This window comes from Rossellomorea sp. LJF3 (assembly GCF_037046045.1).
In the GTDB taxonomy this organism is placed as follows: domain Bacteria; phylum Bacillota; class Bacilli; order Bacillales; family Bacillaceae_B; genus Rossellomorea.
The window spans coordinates 87,019-104,527 of sequence record NZ_JBANLY010000013.1 but is presented as its reverse complement, the minus strand read 5'-3'; the positions used below and the strand labels follow the sequence as shown (position 1 = coordinate 104,527).

Sequence of the window (17,509 nt, the reverse complement as noted above, 5' to 3'; positions counted from 1 at the left end):
TTTTCGAGCTAAAATACTATTAACACATAAGTATAAAAGATTGGGTTCACATATTGGATAAGGGTGAAGCAACATTCACTTCACCCCAACATTTGACGTTGAACCTTTTTTCTCTAGTCCAGTATAGGGTTTTTATCTGCATCGAGTGTGAATCCTTCGCCGAGAACGTCATGGACCACAGTGACGGATACGAAGGCGTGAGGATCAACGCTTGTGATGATGTTTTTCAGTCTCACGATTTCATTTTTCCCGACTACGCAGTACAGAACTTCCCGCTCTTGTTTCGTAAATGAGCCGTGGCCGCGTAATACGGTCACTCCCCGGTCCATTTTCTCATTAATGACATTGGCGATTTCTTCATGGCTTTCTGAAATGATCATGGCGCCCCTGGCAGAATAAGCCCCTTCCTGCATGAAATCGATGACCCTTGCAGCAACAAATACAGCGACCAGCGTGTACATCGCTTCCCGGTATTCCAAATAGGTAATGAGAGAGATGCCGATGACAACGGCATCAAACATGAACATCGTCTTTCCCATGCTCCAGCCTATGTACTTATGGGCTAGCCGGGCGATGATATCCACCCCACCTGTCGTACCTCCGTATCTGAAAATGATCCCCAGTCCAATTCCAATGAAAATACCCGCAAATAAAGCCGCGAGAAAAAGATCTCCTTCCAGGTTAATGGTCATTTGGTACCGTTGGAAGATCCATAGAAATACGGATAGAGCTACAGTTCCAATCACAGTATAATAGAAAGCTTTCTTCCCGAGGAGCTTCCATCCCAGGAAGAATAGGGGTATATTTAAGGCAAGGTTGGAGTACGACGGATCAATATCAAATAAGAAATAAAGGATGAGCGTTATTCCCGTGAATCCACCTTCAGCCAGTTTATTTTGGATATTAAAATGTACGAGTCCAAAAGCAAATATAGCCGAACCTAATAAGATAAACAATATATTTTTAATACGTAATCCCAACATCTGTGTTTCCCTCCTTTTATAGTATTATCCGGTTGACAGAGACATTATATAAGAAGAAAAACAAACTGGCAACGAAGACTTTGGAAATCAAACGTAATATTTGTCAAACGGGAAGGATTTAGCTAACATGATAGGAGATAATGAAGGAGTGATGCTTCTTATGGATAAAGATAAAACGATGAATCAATTACAAAAAGAAGTGGACCAATACATAAGTCAATTCAAAGAGGGTTATTTCAGTCCATTGGCGATGGTAGCTCGACTTACCGAGGAGCTTGGTGAATTAGCGAGAGAAGTGAATCATTACCATGGCGAAAAACCAAAGAAACATACAGAAAAAGAAAACACCATTGAGGAAGAGCTGGGGGATCTGTTGTTTGTTGTCATCTGTTTGGCCAACTCCCTGGATATAAGCCTTGAAGAAGCCCATAATACGGTGATGCATAAGTTTAATACAAGAGATAAGGATCGGTGGACCAGAATCGAAAGTGGGGATGAAGATGGAGCAAATTAATATTACGATTGCAGGACCCAGAGGAAGAATGGGGAAGGAAGCTGTTCAATTGGTGAAGGACACCGAGCATTTTACTCTTATCAGCGTAATCGATCATAAAAAGGAAGCGGATCTGGATGTACCGGTGTATACAGATATTGAGGCATGCTTTCAAGATGCAACGCCACATGTGTTGATTGATTTGACGACGCCTGAAGTCGGGTATCATCATACGAAAACGGCCCTGGAATATGGTGTCAGACCGGTTGTCGGTACAACGGGTTTTTCTCCGGACGAACTGGAAGAATTGAGGGAACTGGCAGAATCCAAGTCACTTGGATGCATCATTGCTCCCAATTTCGCGATTGGAGCCGTGCTTATGATGAAATTCTCTCAAATGGCTGCAAAATATTTCGATGATGTGGAAATCATTGAATTGCATCATGATCGGAAATTGGATGCACCATCGGGTACGGCTGTGAAAACAGCGGAAATGATAAGGGAAGTAAGGCAATCGAAAGAGCAGGGGCACCCTGATGAAAAGGAAACACATAGCGGTGCCAGGGGAGCGAATGTGGATGGGATGCATATTCACAGTGTCCGCCTGCCGGGACTTATTGCACATCAACAGGTAATGTTGGGAGCAGAGGGACAAACATTGACGATACGCCACGATTCATATAACAGAGGAAGTTTCATGTCTGGTGTGAAGGTTTCTGTGGACACGGTCATGAAACTGGACACATTAGTGTATGGACTTGAAAATATTTTAGACTAAAGGGTGAGTGTTATGAATATTGCGCTGATTGCTCATGATAAGAAAAAAGACGATCTTATTCGTTTCGTGCTCGCATACAAGTCAATCATAGAGAAACACACTCTCTTTGCCACTGGGACAACGGGAAAAAGGATCGGGGAAGAAACGGGTTTATCCGTCCATCGATTCCGCTCAGGTCCATTGGGTGGGGACCAGGAAATAGGTTCATACATTGCCAATAATAAAATGGACCTTATCCTCTTCTTCCGGGATCCCCTGACGGCACAGCCCCATGAACCTGACGTGTCTGCTTTGATCAGGCTCTGTGATGTATACTCAGTTCCCCTCGCGACCAATATGGGGACGGCTGAAGTGCTGGTAAGAGGTCTTGACAGAGGGGATATCGCGTGGCGAAGTGTAGTGAAGGAAAAGGAGGAGTAATGTGGACCGACAAATAGACATCCTCGCGTTCGGAGCACATGCCGACGATGTGGAGATCGGTATGGGAGGGACACTGGCGAAATATGCAGCTGAGGGAAAGAATATTATCATCTGCGATATAACAGAGGCAGAGCTGTCCTCCAATGGGACGGTTTCTTTGCGAAAAGAGGAAGCGCTCCGGGCAGCGGACATATTAGGTGCATATAAGAGAGTGACCCTTGATATACCCGATCGGGGAATATACATAACGGACGAAAACATCGAGAAAGTCGTCAACTTGATCAGAACGTATAAACCGAAAGCAATATTTGCTCCCTTTGACCAAGATCGCCATCCTGATCATGGAAATGCTTCCCGACTGGTGAAAGAGGCGTTTTTCTCTGCTGGGATCCGGAAGTTTCATTCCGAAACTCCGTCCCATAAAGCGGCTCACCTTTATTTCTATATGATCAACGGGTTTCATAAACCTCAATTTGTAGTGGATATCGAGCCGTATCTGCAAGCAAAGATTGCGAGTCTTCAAGCATATGGAAGCCAATTCTCAAAAGGATCCGACGGGGTGTCGACTCCTTTAACAGACGGTTACATCGAAGCGGTAGAAGCAAGGGAAAGAATGATGGGGAAAGATGCCGGACTCCGCTATGCAGAAGGATTCTTTTCCTATAACACCCTTATCTTGCATCATGATTTGTTAGGAGATTAATTGTATGAAGAAGTTGAAGATAGGAATCACCTGCTATCCGACAGTTGGAGGATCAGGGGTAGTGGCAACGGAGCTCGGGAAATTATTGGCTGAAAAAGGCCATGAAATCCATTTTATTACCTCAAGCATTCCGTTCAGATTGAACAAAATGTATCACAATATTTATTTTCATCAAGTGGAAGTGAGTCAATATTCAGTGTTTCAATATCCTCCTTATGATATTGCCCTGGCAAATAAGATGGCAGAAATCACGGAACGGGAAAACCTGGATATCCTTCATGTTCATTATGCGATCCCCCACGCTGTCTGTGCCATCTTGGGGAAACAAATGTCCGGGAAGGACGTGAAGATCGTCACCACATTACACGGAACGGATATTACGGTTCTTGGGTACGATCCATCTCTGACAGGAGCCATTCGTTTCGGTATTGAAAAGTCGGATGTCGTGACGGCGGTGTCCACCGCTTTAGTCAAACAGACCCATGATTTGATCCAGCCTGATAAAGAGATCCAGACGGTTTATAACTTCATTGATGAGAGGGTTTACAGGAAAGTCGATTCCCGTCATCTGAGAAGCCAATATGGAATCAAGGATGATGAAAGGGTCGTCATCCACGTATCAAACTTCCGAGGAGTGAAAAGGGTCACCGATGTAGTCGCTTCCTTCAACCTCATCCAGAAGGAAATCCCATCCAAGCTTCTCCTTGTAGGGGACGGACCTGAAATGACCCTCATATGCAAGCAGGTAACGGAGCTTGGATTAGAAGATCGGGTCTTATTCCTTGGGAAGCAGGATAATCTGGAAGAACTTTATTCGATCAGTGATATCAAACTATTACTTTCAGAAAAAGAGAGCTTCGGCTTAGTCGCACTCGAGGCGATGGCTTGTGGCGTTCCGAGCATCGGTACGAATGTAGGCGGAATCCCTGAAGTGATCGAGGATGGATACAACGGCTTTATTTGTGAAATCGGAAACGTCAGACAAATTGCCGACAGGGCGCTGCAATTGCTGAAGGACGATGGACTCCACAGTGAATTATCGAAGAATGCCCTTCATACGGCACGGTCGACCTTTCACTCGAGCAAAATAGTCGAACAGTATGAACAAATCTACAAGAATCTTTTGTGAACAGTCAGGTACCCACGAAGACGATTCAAGTAAAGCAGGTGTTAAGAATGTTGCCAACCATATTCCAACAGGCTGTTCCCGTGCTGAAAAAGCTTGAAAAGGCAGGGTTCGAAGCCTATTTCGTTGGAGGATCTGTCCGGGATTACCTCCTTCGCAGAACGATCAATGACGTAGACATCGCCACTTCTGCCTATCCGGAAGAGGTGAAAATGATTTTCCGTAAAACGATTGATATCGGTATTGAGCATGGAACGGTCCTCGTATTGGAAGAGGGCAGAGAATATGAAATCACCACGTTCAGGACCGAGTCTTCCTATACTGATTATAGAAGGCCCGATAAGGTAGAATTCATCCGTTCACTCGACGGGGACCTGAAGCGTCGGGATTTCACCATGAACAGCATGGCCATGGACGGGGATGGCACGATCATTGATCCTTATCATGGCAGGGAAGATATACAGAATAGGTTGATACGGACCGTGGGCTCACCAGAGATGAGGTTTACCGAGGATGCCTTGCGGATGATGAGGGCAGTCCGATTTGTCAGTCAGCTCGGCTTCAATCTCGAATCATCAACCTTAACCAGCTTAAGGGACCACTCGACACTGCTCGAGCATATAGCAGTTGAACGAAAAACAATGGAATTCGAGAAAATACTGGCCGGCCGATGGAAGCAAGAAGGGCTGAATCTCCTTGTGGATACCGATTTGTATAAGGAGCTTCCTTTTTTAAATGGATATGGCACACAGCTCAAAGCGTTCGCAGACCTCCCCGGTTTGAACTCATTAAATAAAGATCAGGCATGGCTGGTCTTATTGACTTATATAGGTGTGGAAGACGCGCAGGCCTTTCTAAAAGGGTGGAGACTTCCTACCAAAATGATCAGGATCCGTTCCAAGGAGCTTGATATTTTAAAGGAACGTCAATCAGGATGGACAAAGACATTACTATATCGTGCCGGGCTCGATGCAGCTGTCAATGTTGAAAAGGTATACGGATGCCTGGAGCCGTCATCAGACTTTTCGGTGGAAAGAGTGGTGGAGCAATATCGCAAGCTTGCAATCTCGTCCAGGCAAGAACTCGAGGTAACAGGTACGGACTTAATGACATGGGCCGATCAAAAGGGTGGTCCATGGGTGAAAGAACGATTATTGGAAATTGAATCAGCGATCATTAATGAGACGATACCCAATGATAAAGAAGAAATAAGGAGGTGGCTGGAATCATGCAATCGTCTATAAGGAAAAAAGTCCTGCAGGCATTATTCGAATCGGACCAGGAATTCTTATCCGGACAAGCCCTGGCTGATATTGCGGGTTGTTCACGCACTGCGATCTGGAAGCATATCGAAGAGCTTCGCAAAGAAGGTTTTGTATTGGAAGCTGTGAGGAAAAAGGGATATCGGATCATCGAGACGCCTGATAGTGTCACAGAAAGTAAAATACGTTTAGGCTTACAAACCCGGACGTTAGGAACCGTGATCCATTATGAAGAGTCTGTTCCAAGCACCCAGCGGATCGCTCACACCCTTGCAAGTGATGGAGCGGAAGAAGGGACATTGGTCATCGCAGACGAACAGACGGCCGGACGGGGCAGATTGATGAGGGAATGGCACTCCTCGAAAGGGACTGGGATTTGGATGAGCTTAATCTTAAAGCCGCACCTTCCGCCTCAAAAGGCTCCCCAATTCACACTCATTGCTGCCGTGGCCGTGGTACAGGCAATCGAGGAAGTTACCGGTCTCCATCCCCAGATCAAATGGCCAAACGATATACTTATCGATGGGAAAAAGGTGACGGGTATCCTGACGGAACTACAGGCTGAATCGGATAAAATCAATTCCATCATTATCGGGATCGGGATGAATGTCAACCAGACGAAAGATCATTTCCCCGACGAGATTCAAAAGATTGCAACCTCGCTATCCATCGAGGAAGGAAGTACCTTATCAAGATCTGTCATTGTTCAGAGGTTGCTGGAACGGATAGAGGCGTTGTATTCCCTTTATATGAAAGAAGGATTCACACCAATCAAGCTTTTATGGGAAAGCTACGCCATCAGTATCGGGAAGAAGATCCGGGCAAGAACCATTAATGGTACCATTGAAGGAAGAGCCCTCGGGATCACGGACGAAGGTGTGCTGAAGATCGAAGACTCAAGTGGGACGATCCATCAGATCTACTCCGCCGATATTGAAGTGAATGTTTGAACTTGCAGCGGGATGGAAATCTGTGTAGCCATCCCGTTTTTTTATGGTATAATCCTATTGGGCAGTATCCTCGGAACTGCACCTTTAAAGAACGTACATTTAATATCCAATACTATTTCTGCCTTGATCCATTGTGGACTGGGACAGAGGGTCGAAACAATGATATCAAACACTTATGATCCTTCTGTCATTTTTTACAGGAGGTTTTTTTATATTCATAATGAAAGTGCTTTCATTTCGTTTCGTCACCTCTGACTGAAAAGAAGGAGGATCACATGAAACAAACAACAGATTTTCTTAAGATGAAGAATGAAAAAGAAAAGATTGCCATGGTTACAGCGTATGATTATCCAAGTGCGAAAGTAGCCGAGGAAGCGGGAATCGATGTCATTCTGGTGGGAGACAGCCTTGGGATGGTCGTTTTAGGATATGACTCTACGGTACCTGTAACAGTATTCGATATGATTCATCATACGAAAGCCGTAAAAAGAGGGGCATCGAATACGTTTATCGTGACGGATATGCCGTTTATGTCATACCACCTATCTAGGGAAGAAACCCTTAAAACAGCTGCGGACATCCTTCAACAGGGAGGAGCCCATGCCGTCAAGGTCGAAGGAGGCGCCCACGTCATCGATCGAATAAGGGACCTTACAAGTGCGGGAATTCCCGTGGTGGCCCATTTAGGATTGACTCCTCAATCTGTTGGGGTCCTTGGAGGTTATAAAGTTCAGGGGAAGACGGCAGACACAGCAAAGAAGTTGATTGAAGATAGTATGAAATGTGAAGAAGCCGGTGCCTTTGCACTGGTCCTGGAATGCGTACCGAAACAGATCGCAAGGGAGATATCAGAAGCCTTGACGATTCCGACAATCGGCATCGGGGCCGGGGTTGATACCGACGGTCAGGTATTGGTATTCCATGACCTTGTGACGTATGGTGTGAACCGCGTACCTAAGTTTGTTAAACAATTTGGGAATGCGTCCGAGGTCATGCATGACAGCCTTAAAAACTATATTGATGAAGTAAAGGGCAGTAGCTTTCCCACAGATCAACATTCCTTCACTATGCGGGATGAAGAACTGCATTCTCTCTATGGCGGGTTGAAAAAATGAATGTCATAAGCAAAATAAGTGATTTGAGATTAAGTATAGATAATTTGAAAAATGCGGGGAAAACGATTGGATTTGTCCCTACAATGGGATTTCTTCATGAGGGGCATCTGACCTTGGCGAAGGAAGCAAGGGCCAACAATGAAGTCGTAGTGATGAGTATTTTTGTGAACCCCCTGCAATTCGGGCCGAATGAAGATTTTGACCGCTATCCCCGTGATGTGGAGAGGGATACGGAGTTAGCTAGGATGTCAGGGGTGGATATCCTTTTTATTCCTGATGTGGCTGACATGTACCGGGGGAAGCAGTCAATCACTATGAACGTGAAAGAGCGTGTGGATGTACTGTGCGGCCGGAAGCGGGAAGGTCATTTTGATGGAGTTGTCACCGTCCTGACTAAATTGTTTCATCTTGTGCAGCCTGAGAGGGCCTACTTTGGCGAGAAGGATGCGCAACAAGTTGCTGTGGTGGAAGGCTTGGTGAGGGATTATTTCTTTCCGGTTGAAATCATACGGGTCCCTACTGTCAGGGAAGAGGATGGACTGGCCAAGAGTTCAAGGAATGTCTATCTGTCACAGGAGGAAAGACAAGTTGCCCCTTTCCTTTATGGAAGTTTGAAAGAAGCGCGTAAAAGGATTGAAGACGGAGAGAGGATTCCTTCTGTCATTACGGGGAGGATCTCTAAAATCATACAAGAAAACACTTCTGGTACCATTGATTATGTAGAAGTGTATTCATATCCTGAGCTTGAGGAACTGAAACGGCTGGAAGGCGACATCATCTTAGCTGTAGCCGTTCAATTTCAACAGGCCAGATTAATAGATAATATAATCATCAGTGTACAACCGGAGGAGGATTCATATGTTTAGAACGATGATGAGTGGAAAAATTCATAGAGCGACTGTAACCGAAGCAAACCTTGAGTACGTCGGAAGCATTACCATCGATCAGGATATTCTCGATGCTGTGGGAATGATGGCAAATGAAAAGGTTCAGATCGTCAACAACAATAACGGGGCCCGCCTGGAGACCTATATCATACCGGGGGAAAGAGGAAGCGGCGTCATCTGTCTGAACGGTGCAGCTGCAAGGCTCGTGCAAAAAGGGGATATCGTCATCATCATATCGTATAAACTGGTTGCTGAGGAAATGGTTCATGACCATATTCCGAAAGTGGCGATCATGGGAGAAAATAACCGGGTGATCGATATGATCGGAACAGAACCGGAAGCGACAATACTATAAAAGATGGGCAAGTCTTCTAATTTGGGAATAGGAGACTTGCTTTTTTGTTTATGGTACACTTATTTAGAAAATCATAAGAGTAGGATCTATATAAAGGCAGTGAATAACATGTACCCATTTAAACTGGTTGTCATCGACTTGGAAACAACAGGAAATTCTCCTAAAAAGGGAGAAAAAATCATTCAACTATCAGCGGTAATAATAGAAGGCGGTAAAATCATCGATCAATTTACATCCTTCGTATCTCCGGGGAAACCGATTCCTGCATTTATAGAGGAGTTAACCGGGATCAATGATGACATGGTGAAGGACGCGCCTTCCTTTCATGAAATTGCCCCGAAAATCCTGGAATTATTGGATCATGGTATCTTTGTTGCCCACAACGTCCAATTTGATCTTTCCTTCCTTCAGGCAGAGTTGGAAGAAGCAGGGTATAACCCATTTAAGGGACCTGCCTTTGATACAGTGGAGCTCGCAAAGGTGGCTTTGCCATCTGCGGACAGCTTTAAACTGACGGAGCTATCCAATTCATTGAATTTGAGCCATGTCAGGCCCCATCAGGCGGACAGCGATGCTTATGTGACAGCTGAAATCCTTCTTTATTTTATCGAAGAACTTTCAAAGCTTCCCCTGGTCACCCTTGAAAAACTTCATAAACTCTCGAATCACTTAAAGAGTGATCTTGACTTGTTGTTTGACAGCATCGTGACAAATAAACAAAAACATGTAGAGAATCTCTCAGAAGAACTGGAGGTATACCGGGGCCTTGCCCTTCGTAAGAGGAATCAACCGGTGACAACCGATGAAGAGATCGATTTTGACATATCCGATATAGAAGGGCAACTGGCGCAGCATGTTCCTTTCTATGAAAAAAGAGAGCAGCAAATGGTAATGATGAAAGAAATAGGACATGCCTTTGATGAATCACAGCATGTGGTCATTGAAGCTGGTACCGGTGTTGGAAAATCACTGGGTTACTTATGGCCAGCGGTTCTGTTTGCCAAACGTACTCACGAAAAAGTGGTCATCAGTACATATACCATTCAATTGCAAGAGCAGCTGCTTCATAAAGAAATTAAATTACTGGAGAAAATCAGTCCTACCTCTTTCAGGACCGTTCTCTTGAAGGGGAAGAACCATTACATAAATCTGTTTAAATTCGAGCAGTCCCTAAGGGAAGATGAGTCCCAGTACGATGTGGTCCTGACAAAGATGCAGATTCTTGTATGGCTGACACGGACCGAGACCGGGGATATGGATGAATTGAACCTCACTTCCGGGGGGCAGTTGTTTTGGAATCGATTAAAACACGACGGCTGGCACCTCACCCATACAAAAGATCCCTGGATTGGAAAAGATTTCTATCTTGCTGCAAGAAAGAATGCCCAGGAAGCAGATATCATCATCACCAACCATTCGATGCTTTTAACCGATATGGTGAGGGAGAGCAGCATGCTTCCTCCCTATGATTATTTAGTAATCGATGAGGCCCACCATTTGGAAAAATCAGCACGACAGCATTTAGGGGTAATCATGGATTATCTCTCCATTAAGTTCAACACTTCACAACTGGGGATGTTGGATCATAAACAACTGTTCTACCGGTTGGATCAGCTTCTTTCCAGTCACTCTGTCGATTTGAAGACCCATACCTTTGTATTGGATAAAATCATCGGGCAGTTCTATCTGGATCTGGAAGAAGCGTTTTCCGTCTTGACAAGCGTATTCTATAAAAAGGCTAAAAAGAGAACCGGGATACAGAAGATCCAGCTGCGCATTACCGATGAAATGAAAAACAGCCGTTATTGGCAACCTGTCATCATGTCGATGGAACGTGTGATTTTAGGAATGAAGCATATTGAAAGGGAGTTTCAGCAGGTGCTGGATACCATTAAGGAGAAGAAAATCAAACTCCTTGATAAAGAGAAGGCACTAATTGAAGAATTCTATAGCTTTTTGGTGGATTTGACAGAATTGAGAACGAACTTTCAAACCGTGTTTCTAAAAGATATGAACAACCATGTTCTCTGGCTTGATGGAGATACAAGGTCGCTGCCGAATAGCCTGACCATCCAGGCTCAGCCTATCACGGTCGACGTGAATCTCCAGAGTGAGATTTTCTCCAAGAAGAAAAGTGTGGTGTTGACATCTGCCTCGTTGACCGTCAGCGGATCATTTCAATACTTCTTGAATGAAATCGGACTTGCAGACAATGTGAAAAAGTTGCAGCTAACTTCCCCCTTCGACTATCATGAGGTCTCAAGGCTTTTCGTTCCGACGGATGTACCTGAAATTCAACAGGTTCAAAGCGAGGAATATATTGAGGCCATCAGCTCCCATTTAATAGGGGTAGCCCAGGCGACAAAAGGACGGATGCTCATATTATTCACGTCCTACGATATGCTGAGGAAAACATACGAGCTCATGAAAGAAAGTGGCTTATTGGAAGAATATGTGTTGATGGCACAGGGTATCACATCAGGTAGCCGTACCCGGTTGACCAAGAACTTCCAACGGTTCGATAAGGCGATATTATTCGGGACGAGCAGTTTCTGGGAAGGGGTGGACATTCCGGGAGAGGACCTGTCCTGCCTTGCCATGGTGAGACTGCCGTTTTCACCGCCGGATGAACCGGTCAATCAGGCGAAATCGGATATCCTGAAAGCCCAGGGGAAGAACCCGTTTTCTTCCCATTCGTTACCTGAAGCCATCATCCGCTTCAAGCAAGGGGTAGGAAGGCTGATCAGAAGAAGCAGTGATCGGGGGATCGTGATCGTTTATGACCGGAGAATCAAGACAACCAGGTACGGTAAAGCTTTCTTGCAGTCGATCCCTTCAATGGAAGTCAAAGAAGGCGATCTATTTGATCTTGTTTCCTGGATAGAGGATTGGCTCTGAAATTTCCGTTTGAACTTCAGTGATAAAATCTCTCCTTTGACACAATCTAAAGGGTAGATGTGAAACTGGAGGATTGTAAATGAGAGTGATTCTACTGGCCATGCTGCCTTTTCTCCTGGTGACGTCAAATGCTTATGGAATGAAGGTCCCCAAGGTGGATTTACATGTTTCCCAAGAGGAGTATGCGATTAGTTTCCTCCCTGTCGAAAAAGGGGAGGTCGCTGTCCTTCACCTGGCATCTGGCAATCATTATTTGATCAATACAGGATCATTTAAGGACCGCAGGCAACTTTATTATTATTTCAATCAAATGCATATAGGCAGCATCAAGGGTTTGATCATTACGGAGAAGAATGAAGTCGATGGAAGAATGCTTGTTGAACTGGTTAAAAAGTTCGGTATTGAAGAAATCGTGGTAGGGAAATCCCTCAAAACACTTATGCCGAAAAGAGTTTCCCGATTCCTTCATACCATACAAGAGGACCAGACCTGGACATTCTCAGATGAATTAACCATGAGGGCTCTACACGATGGAAATGAAAAGAGAGAAGGGTTGGACTTTTCCTTCACCTTTTTTCAGCATCGATTTCTCTGGCTGAGTTCTCAATCTTCACATGCTGAAGGGGTACTGCTCAGTAAACCCCTGAAAAACGTCAACATCGTTAAACTGCCTGTCCATGCCAAATCAGAAGGCATGTCTCACAGGCTTCTTAATCATGTTGACCCACAGACCGCCATTCTTTACCGTTCTAAAGAAAGACTCTTGAATGGTGAAATGCTTGAAGCCATCAACGAAGCATGGATCGATCTTTACTTAACCGGTCAACATGGGCTGATAGCTGTAAAATTCAACAGGAGAAACTACGAGGTCCTCACGTTTGATCAGGAAGATGGAGTGTTCAAGGAGGGGGGCTGACAGTTCAGCCTTCCATGTGTGAATTCATTATCGTTTTTAAGATAACCCCCTACCAAGGTGGGCCCTTATGTTGTTATAATGTGTGTAGAGTTTTTTTACTCAAATTAGGGTAATAGTTAAAAGGAGGAGCAACATGGAAAGCCGAATCGAAGTTCTTTCCACCGTTCGTATCGAATATACGGATAACTTATATAAAGTGGTTGATACATTGAATAGAACGTTAAAAAAAGATGATTATATGTTTGGTTTAGCATTAGATCCGGAAGATCAGAATCAAGCAGTATTAACAATTTATCGTACATAAAGAGTGATTGAAATGAAAAAATGGATAACCATCATCGTACTATTGTTCCTCGTCATTGGAATATCAGCCTCAGTCCTGGTATACCAGATTTCCCGGAATCCTCTCGATCATCAGAGGGACCTGGCCCTGAAGCGGGTGAGAGATGAAACCGCCATCGTGAAAGTGGAGGATACGAGTTTTTATAATGGCTCGAAGTCCTATGTAGTTGTAACCGGCCAAAATGAACAGAGGGAAAAGCTGGTCGCATGGGTCCCTGATAAGAAGGGGAAAATTATTGAGAAAAAATGGGCCAATGGGATTACAAAAGATCAGGCAATCAATAAACTGAATGATGAAAAGAAACCAAAAGAATTATTATCGGTCCGTTTGGGGTATGAATCCGTCGGTCCGGTATGGGAAATGACCTACTTAGATCAACAAGACAATTTAAATTATTATTATCTGCTGTTTTCTACCGGGGAATGGTGGAGAAAAATTGAAAATTTATGATCAGGGGGAACAGGACAAATGAAATTCACGTTAGCTGATAGAGTCAGTGCATTAACACCATCCACGACGTTAGCGATCACGGCTAAAGCGAAGGAAATGAAGTCACAGGGAATCGATGTCATCGGTTTGGGTGCAGGAGAACCCGACTTCAATACTCCGGAACATATCATCAAGGCGGCCTATGAGTCCATGACGGAAGGTCATACGAAATATACTCCGTCCGGTGGAATGGCCAAACTGAAAGAAGCGATTATCCATAAGTTTGAAACCGATCAGCACCTGACCTACAAACCATCCGAGCTCATTGTGACAAGTGGTGCAAAGCATGCTCTATATACATTATTTCAAGTCTTATTAAATGAAGGGGATGAAGTCATCATCCCTACACCATACTGGGTAAGCTATCCTGAACAAGTGAAGCTGGCCGGTGGGACTCCTGTCATTGTTGAAGGAAAAGAAGAGAATGAGTACAAAATCACTCCCCAACAGCTGGAAGAGTCAGTCACTTCGAAAACGAAGGCAGTCATTCTCAACACACCAAGCAACCCTACAGGTATGCTGTATTCTCGTGAAGAGCTTCAGGCCATCGGGGAAGTTTGCTTGCAAAAGGACATCATGATCGTGTCAGATGAAATTTATGAGAAGCTGGTTTATGGTGGGAACACCCATACTTCCATAGCAGAATTGTCTCCGGAATTGAAAGAACAGACCATTGTGATCAATGGGGTCTCTAAATCACATTCCATGACGGGATGGAGAATCGGGTATGCGGCCGGGAACGAATCGGTCATCAAAGCGATGACCAATCTTGCCAGCCACTCAACTTCCAACCCCACTACGACCTCACAGTACGGGACCGTTGCAGCTTACATGGGGGATCAGAAGCCTGTAGAGGATATGAGAGAGGCATTCGAAGAGCGCCTAAACATTGTGTTTGATAAATTGAATCGCATCCCAGGGTTCCATTGTTTGAAGCCTCAGGGTGCTTTCTATCTATTCCCGAATGTGTTGGAAGCCGTAAAGAAAACAGGCTATAACACTGTTGATGAATTCACGAAGGCCTTGCTTGAAGAGGCGAAGGTAGCCGTCATCCCTGGTTCAGGTTTCGGCTCAGACAACAATATACGCCTTTCATATGCCACAAGCCTCGATGCACTCGAAGAAGCAATCGAGCGCATTCAGAAATTTGTTGTTGATAAAAGCAGATAATACAGGGAATCGCAGACCGTATGCCGGTCTGCTTTTTCCATAAAATCATCTCGTTTATCTCTATCTATTGCGAGGGGATAATGGGAAATGTATAATAAATAACGATACATATGCGTCTTAGTTTTTTTGGAGGGAAAAAATCGTGAAAACTACTATATCTCAAGTAAGTAAGTTCGTTGGAGAAGAAGTAACCATCGGAGCATGGCTTGCCAACAAACGTTCAAGTGGAAAAATTGCTTTTCTTCAGCTTCGTGACGGTACTGGATTCATTCAAGGTGTTGTCGTTAAAAGTGAAGTGGAAGAAGAAATCTTTCAAAAAGCAAAATCATTGACTCAAGAAACGTCTCTATATGTAACAGGAACGGTTTCAGAAGATTCTCGTTCACCGTTTGGATACGAGCTGCAGGTGAAGAGCGTGGAAGTGATCCACGAAGCCGTGGATTATCCAATCACACCGAAGGAGCATGGAACTGAATTCCTTATGGACCATCGTCACCTTTGGCTGCGTTCCCGTAAACAGCATGCCGTGATGAAAGTGCGGAACGAAATCATCCGTGCTACATACGAATTCTTCAATCAAGAAGGGTTCGTCAAGGTGGATCCACCGATCCTCACTGGAAGTGCACCGGAAGGAACGACTGAATTATTTGCCACTAAATATTTCGAAGAAGACGCATACCTTTCCCAAAGCGGTCAGCTTTATATGGAAGCTGCAGCCATGGCATTAGGAAAAGTATTCTCATTCGGCCCTACATTCAGGGCGGAGAAGTCTAAGACACGCCGTCATCTCATCGAATTCTGGATGATCGAGCCTGAAATGGCATTCTATGATTTTAAGGATAACCTTGAAGTACAGGAGCAGTATGTTTCTTATATCGTTCAATCCGTACTCGATAACTGCAAACTTGAATTGGACCGCCTTGGAAGAGATCTGTCTAAACTTGAGCAGATCAAAGCTCCTTTCCCGCGCATCACGTATGACGATGCCCTGAAATTATTGCATGAAAAAGGCTTTGATGATATCGAGTGGGGAGATGACTTTGGTGCTCCTCACGAGACAGCCATTGCTGAAAGTTATGATAAGCCTGTGTTCATCACACATTATCCGACTTCACTAAAACCTTTCTATATGCAGCCGGATCCGGATCGTGATGATGTGGTATTATGTGCTGACCTGATTGCTCCAGAAGGGTATGGGGAAATTATCGGTGGTTCAGAACGTATCCATGATGCAGAGCTGATGAAAGCGCGAATCGAAGAACATGAACTCGCTACAGACGCATACAAGTGGTACCTGGAATTAAGGGAATATGGATCTGTTCCTCACTCCGGCTTCGGTCTCGGACTTGAAAGAACAGTCGCCTGGATCAGCGGAGTAGAACACGTGAGGGAAACCATCCCATTCCCGCGTCTACTCAACCGTCTGTATCCTTAATTACACTGAACTTAGAGCTGGCTGGATTGCTTAAAAGCATTCCAGCCGGTTCTTTTCTTTTGTTACTGTCGTTTAGCATCTTAATTTAGAGCCTAAGGGCTTTGGCTAATGTGAGAACCCCTGCTCCATTTGATTTCAAATTCTTCTAACATCCTGGTTTTCGAATTTGAAATTCTGTGCAAATAGATCTTTTTTAGGTATGTTTATAATTTGACAGTCAGTATGTAGAAGCACAGAGTGGATTGAAGCGGAAGGCACTTGACTCCTGCGGGAAATTGAGGAACGGTCGATGTTTTACACTAAACTTGGAAATAAATGAATCATGAGATCTTTTGTTTTTCCAACTTTCTTCTAATCCATAACCATGTCCACATATATTGAATCATGATATACTAATGAGTGAGGTGTACTGAATATGGATTATAAACAATTAATGGTGTCCTGGATCGAAGAGGGGACACTGAACATCCCGCAATTATTATTATCAAATTACCATACACTCGGTTTAAATGAATCAGAGTTTGTACTGCTTTTGCATATTTACGGCCACTTGGAAAAGGGAAACTATTTTCCGACACCGGAAGAGCTTTCCAGGCCGATGAGCATTTCCAGTGAATTTTGTTCATCCCTATTACGAAAGCTCATTCAACAACGATTTTTATCGATTGAAGAAGGTTCATCAGCAGAAGGAATCCTATTTGAGAAGTATTCACTCAGTCCTCTATGGGAAAAGATGGCTGAATTCGTCATCCAGGATTCAAAAATGAAACAAATGCAGCAATCCATGGAAGAAGAAGCGGATATCTATACGACATTCGAACAAGAATTCGGCCGACCCCTTTCTCCATTAGAATGTGAGACTCTGGCCATGTGGCTGGATCAGGATGATCACAATGCCATTATCATTAAAGCGGCATTGAGGGAAGCGGTCATTTCCGGAAAGCTGAACTTCAGATACATCGATCGGATCCTTTTTGAATGGAAGAAAAATGGTGTGAAGACGATAGAAGATGCACGGAGTCAGAGCCAGCGCTTCAGGTCCCACCAAAAACCGGCTGCTTCGAATGAATCGGCTTCTTCTCCAAAGCGAAAATCAGTACCATTCTATAATTGGCTTGAGCAATAAAACAATGAAAGGGGACTGACTCACACATTTTTGGGGTTGGTCTCTTTTTTTGATACAATT

The 17,509-nt window shown here is 44.3% G+C and carries 18 protein-coding genes; 17 read left to right on the top strand and 1 reads right to left on the bottom strand.

What is annotated here, in order from left to right; all coding sequences use genetic code 11:
• Window positions 1-113 precede the first annotated feature (113 nt).
• Window positions 114-983, bottom strand: a complete 870-nt coding sequence (locus tag V8G47_RS13685; RefSeq protein WP_336200603.1) for a YitT family protein — start codon at window positions 981-983, stop codon at window positions 114-116.
• Window positions 984-1,083: 100 nt separating this feature from the next.
• Here V8G47_RS13685 and V8G47_RS13680 point away from each other — a divergent pair, with 100 nt between their 5' ends.
• The 17 genes from V8G47_RS13680 (at window position 1,084) to V8G47_RS13600 (ending at window position 17,449) form a co-directional block, all read left to right on the top strand.
• Window positions 1,084-1,497, top strand: coding sequence for a nucleotide pyrophosphohydrolase (locus V8G47_RS13680; RefSeq protein ID WP_336200602.1), 414 nt, complete (start codon window positions 1,084-1,086; stop codon window positions 1,495-1,497).
• Window positions 1,484-2,254: a 4-hydroxy-tetrahydrodipicolinate reductase gene (gene dapB, locus V8G47_RS13675; RefSeq protein ID WP_336200601.1), complete on the top strand. Its 771-nt coding sequence runs from the start codon at window positions 1,484-1,486 to the stop codon at window positions 2,252-2,254. Before V8G47_RS13680 ends, dapB begins: the two co-directional genes overlap by 14 nt.
• 12 nt (window positions 2,255-2,266) lie before the next feature.
• The gene (gene mgsA, locus V8G47_RS13670) at window positions 2,267-2,674 is read left to right on the top strand and encodes a methylglyoxal synthase (protein ID WP_336200600.1); all 408 of its coding nucleotides are present in this window, start codon (window positions 2,267-2,269) and stop codon (window positions 2,672-2,674) included.
• A gap of 1 nt (window position 2,675) precedes the next feature.
• Window positions 2,676-3,377 carry a bacillithiol biosynthesis deacetylase BshB1 gene (gene bshB1, locus V8G47_RS13665; protein ID WP_336200599.1) on the top strand — a complete coding sequence of 234 codons (702 nt, stop codon included), beginning with the start codon at window positions 2,676-2,678 and terminating at the stop codon, window positions 3,375-3,377.
• A gap of 4 nt (window positions 3,378-3,381) precedes the next feature.
• Window positions 3,382-4,506, top strand: a complete 1,125-nt coding sequence (gene bshA, locus V8G47_RS13660) for an N-acetyl-alpha-D-glucosaminyl L-malate synthase BshA (protein WP_336200598.1) — start codon at window positions 3,382-3,384, stop codon at window positions 4,504-4,506.
• Window positions 4,507-4,553: 47 nt separating this feature from the next.
• Entirely contained in the window at window positions 4,554-5,747 is a 1,194-nt protein-coding gene (locus V8G47_RS13655) for a CCA tRNA nucleotidyltransferase (protein WP_336200597.1), read from the top strand.
• Window positions 5,732-6,715, top strand: a complete 984-nt coding sequence (locus tag V8G47_RS13650; protein ID WP_336200596.1) for a biotin--[acetyl-CoA-carboxylase] ligase — start codon at window positions 5,732-5,734, stop codon at window positions 6,713-6,715. Before V8G47_RS13655 ends, V8G47_RS13650 begins: the two co-directional genes overlap by 16 nt.
• A gap of 275 nt (window positions 6,716-6,990) precedes the next feature.
• Window positions 6,991-7,830, top strand: coding sequence for a 3-methyl-2-oxobutanoate hydroxymethyltransferase (gene panB, locus V8G47_RS13645; RefSeq protein ID WP_336200595.1), 840 nt, complete (start codon window positions 6,991-6,993; stop codon window positions 7,828-7,830).
• Window positions 7,827-8,696 carry a pantoate--beta-alanine ligase gene (gene panC, locus V8G47_RS13640; protein WP_336200594.1) on the top strand — a complete coding sequence of 290 codons (870 nt, stop codon included), beginning with the start codon at window positions 7,827-7,829 and terminating at the stop codon, window positions 8,694-8,696. Before panB ends, panC begins: the two co-directional genes overlap by 4 nt.
• Entirely contained in the window at window positions 8,689-9,072 is a 384-nt protein-coding gene (gene panD / locus V8G47_RS13635) for an aspartate 1-decarboxylase (RefSeq protein ID WP_224519640.1), read from the top strand. The genes panC and panD overlap by 8 nt, the downstream gene beginning before the upstream one ends.
• 108 nt (window positions 9,073-9,180) lie before the next feature.
• Entirely contained in the window at window positions 9,181-11,970 is a 2,790-nt protein-coding gene (dinG, locus tag V8G47_RS13630) for an ATP-dependent DNA helicase DinG (protein WP_336200593.1), read from the top strand.
• Window positions 11,971-12,049: 79 nt separating this feature from the next.
• Window positions 12,050-12,886 (top strand): hypothetical protein, encoded by an 837-nt coding sequence (locus V8G47_RS13625; RefSeq protein WP_336200592.1) that lies wholly within the window; start codon window positions 12,050-12,052, stop codon window positions 12,884-12,886.
• Between the two features lie 133 nt (window positions 12,887-13,019).
• Window positions 13,020-13,190, top strand: a complete 171-nt coding sequence (locus tag V8G47_RS13620) for a YpmA family protein (protein WP_079533122.1) — start codon at window positions 13,020-13,022, stop codon at window positions 13,188-13,190.
• A gap of 12 nt (window positions 13,191-13,202) precedes the next feature.
• Window positions 13,203-13,679: a cell wall elongation regulator TseB-like domain-containing protein gene (locus V8G47_RS13615; RefSeq protein ID WP_336200591.1), complete on the top strand. Its 477-nt coding sequence runs from the start codon at window positions 13,203-13,205 to the stop codon at window positions 13,677-13,679.
• 18 nt (window positions 13,680-13,697) lie between these two features.
• Window positions 13,698-14,888, top strand: coding sequence for a pyridoxal phosphate-dependent aminotransferase (locus V8G47_RS13610; protein ID WP_336200590.1), 1,191 nt, complete (start codon window positions 13,698-13,700; stop codon window positions 14,886-14,888).
• Between the two features lie 142 nt (window positions 14,889-15,030).
• Window positions 15,031-16,323, top strand: coding sequence for an asparagine--tRNA ligase (gene asnS, locus V8G47_RS13605; RefSeq protein WP_336200589.1), 1,293 nt, complete (start codon window positions 15,031-15,033; stop codon window positions 16,321-16,323).
• Window positions 16,324-16,738: 415 nt separating this feature from the next.
• Window positions 16,739-17,449: a DnaD domain-containing protein gene (locus V8G47_RS13600; RefSeq protein WP_336200588.1), complete on the top strand. Its 711-nt coding sequence runs from the start codon at window positions 16,739-16,741 to the stop codon at window positions 17,447-17,449.
• Window positions 17,450-17,509 lie beyond the last annotated feature (60 nt).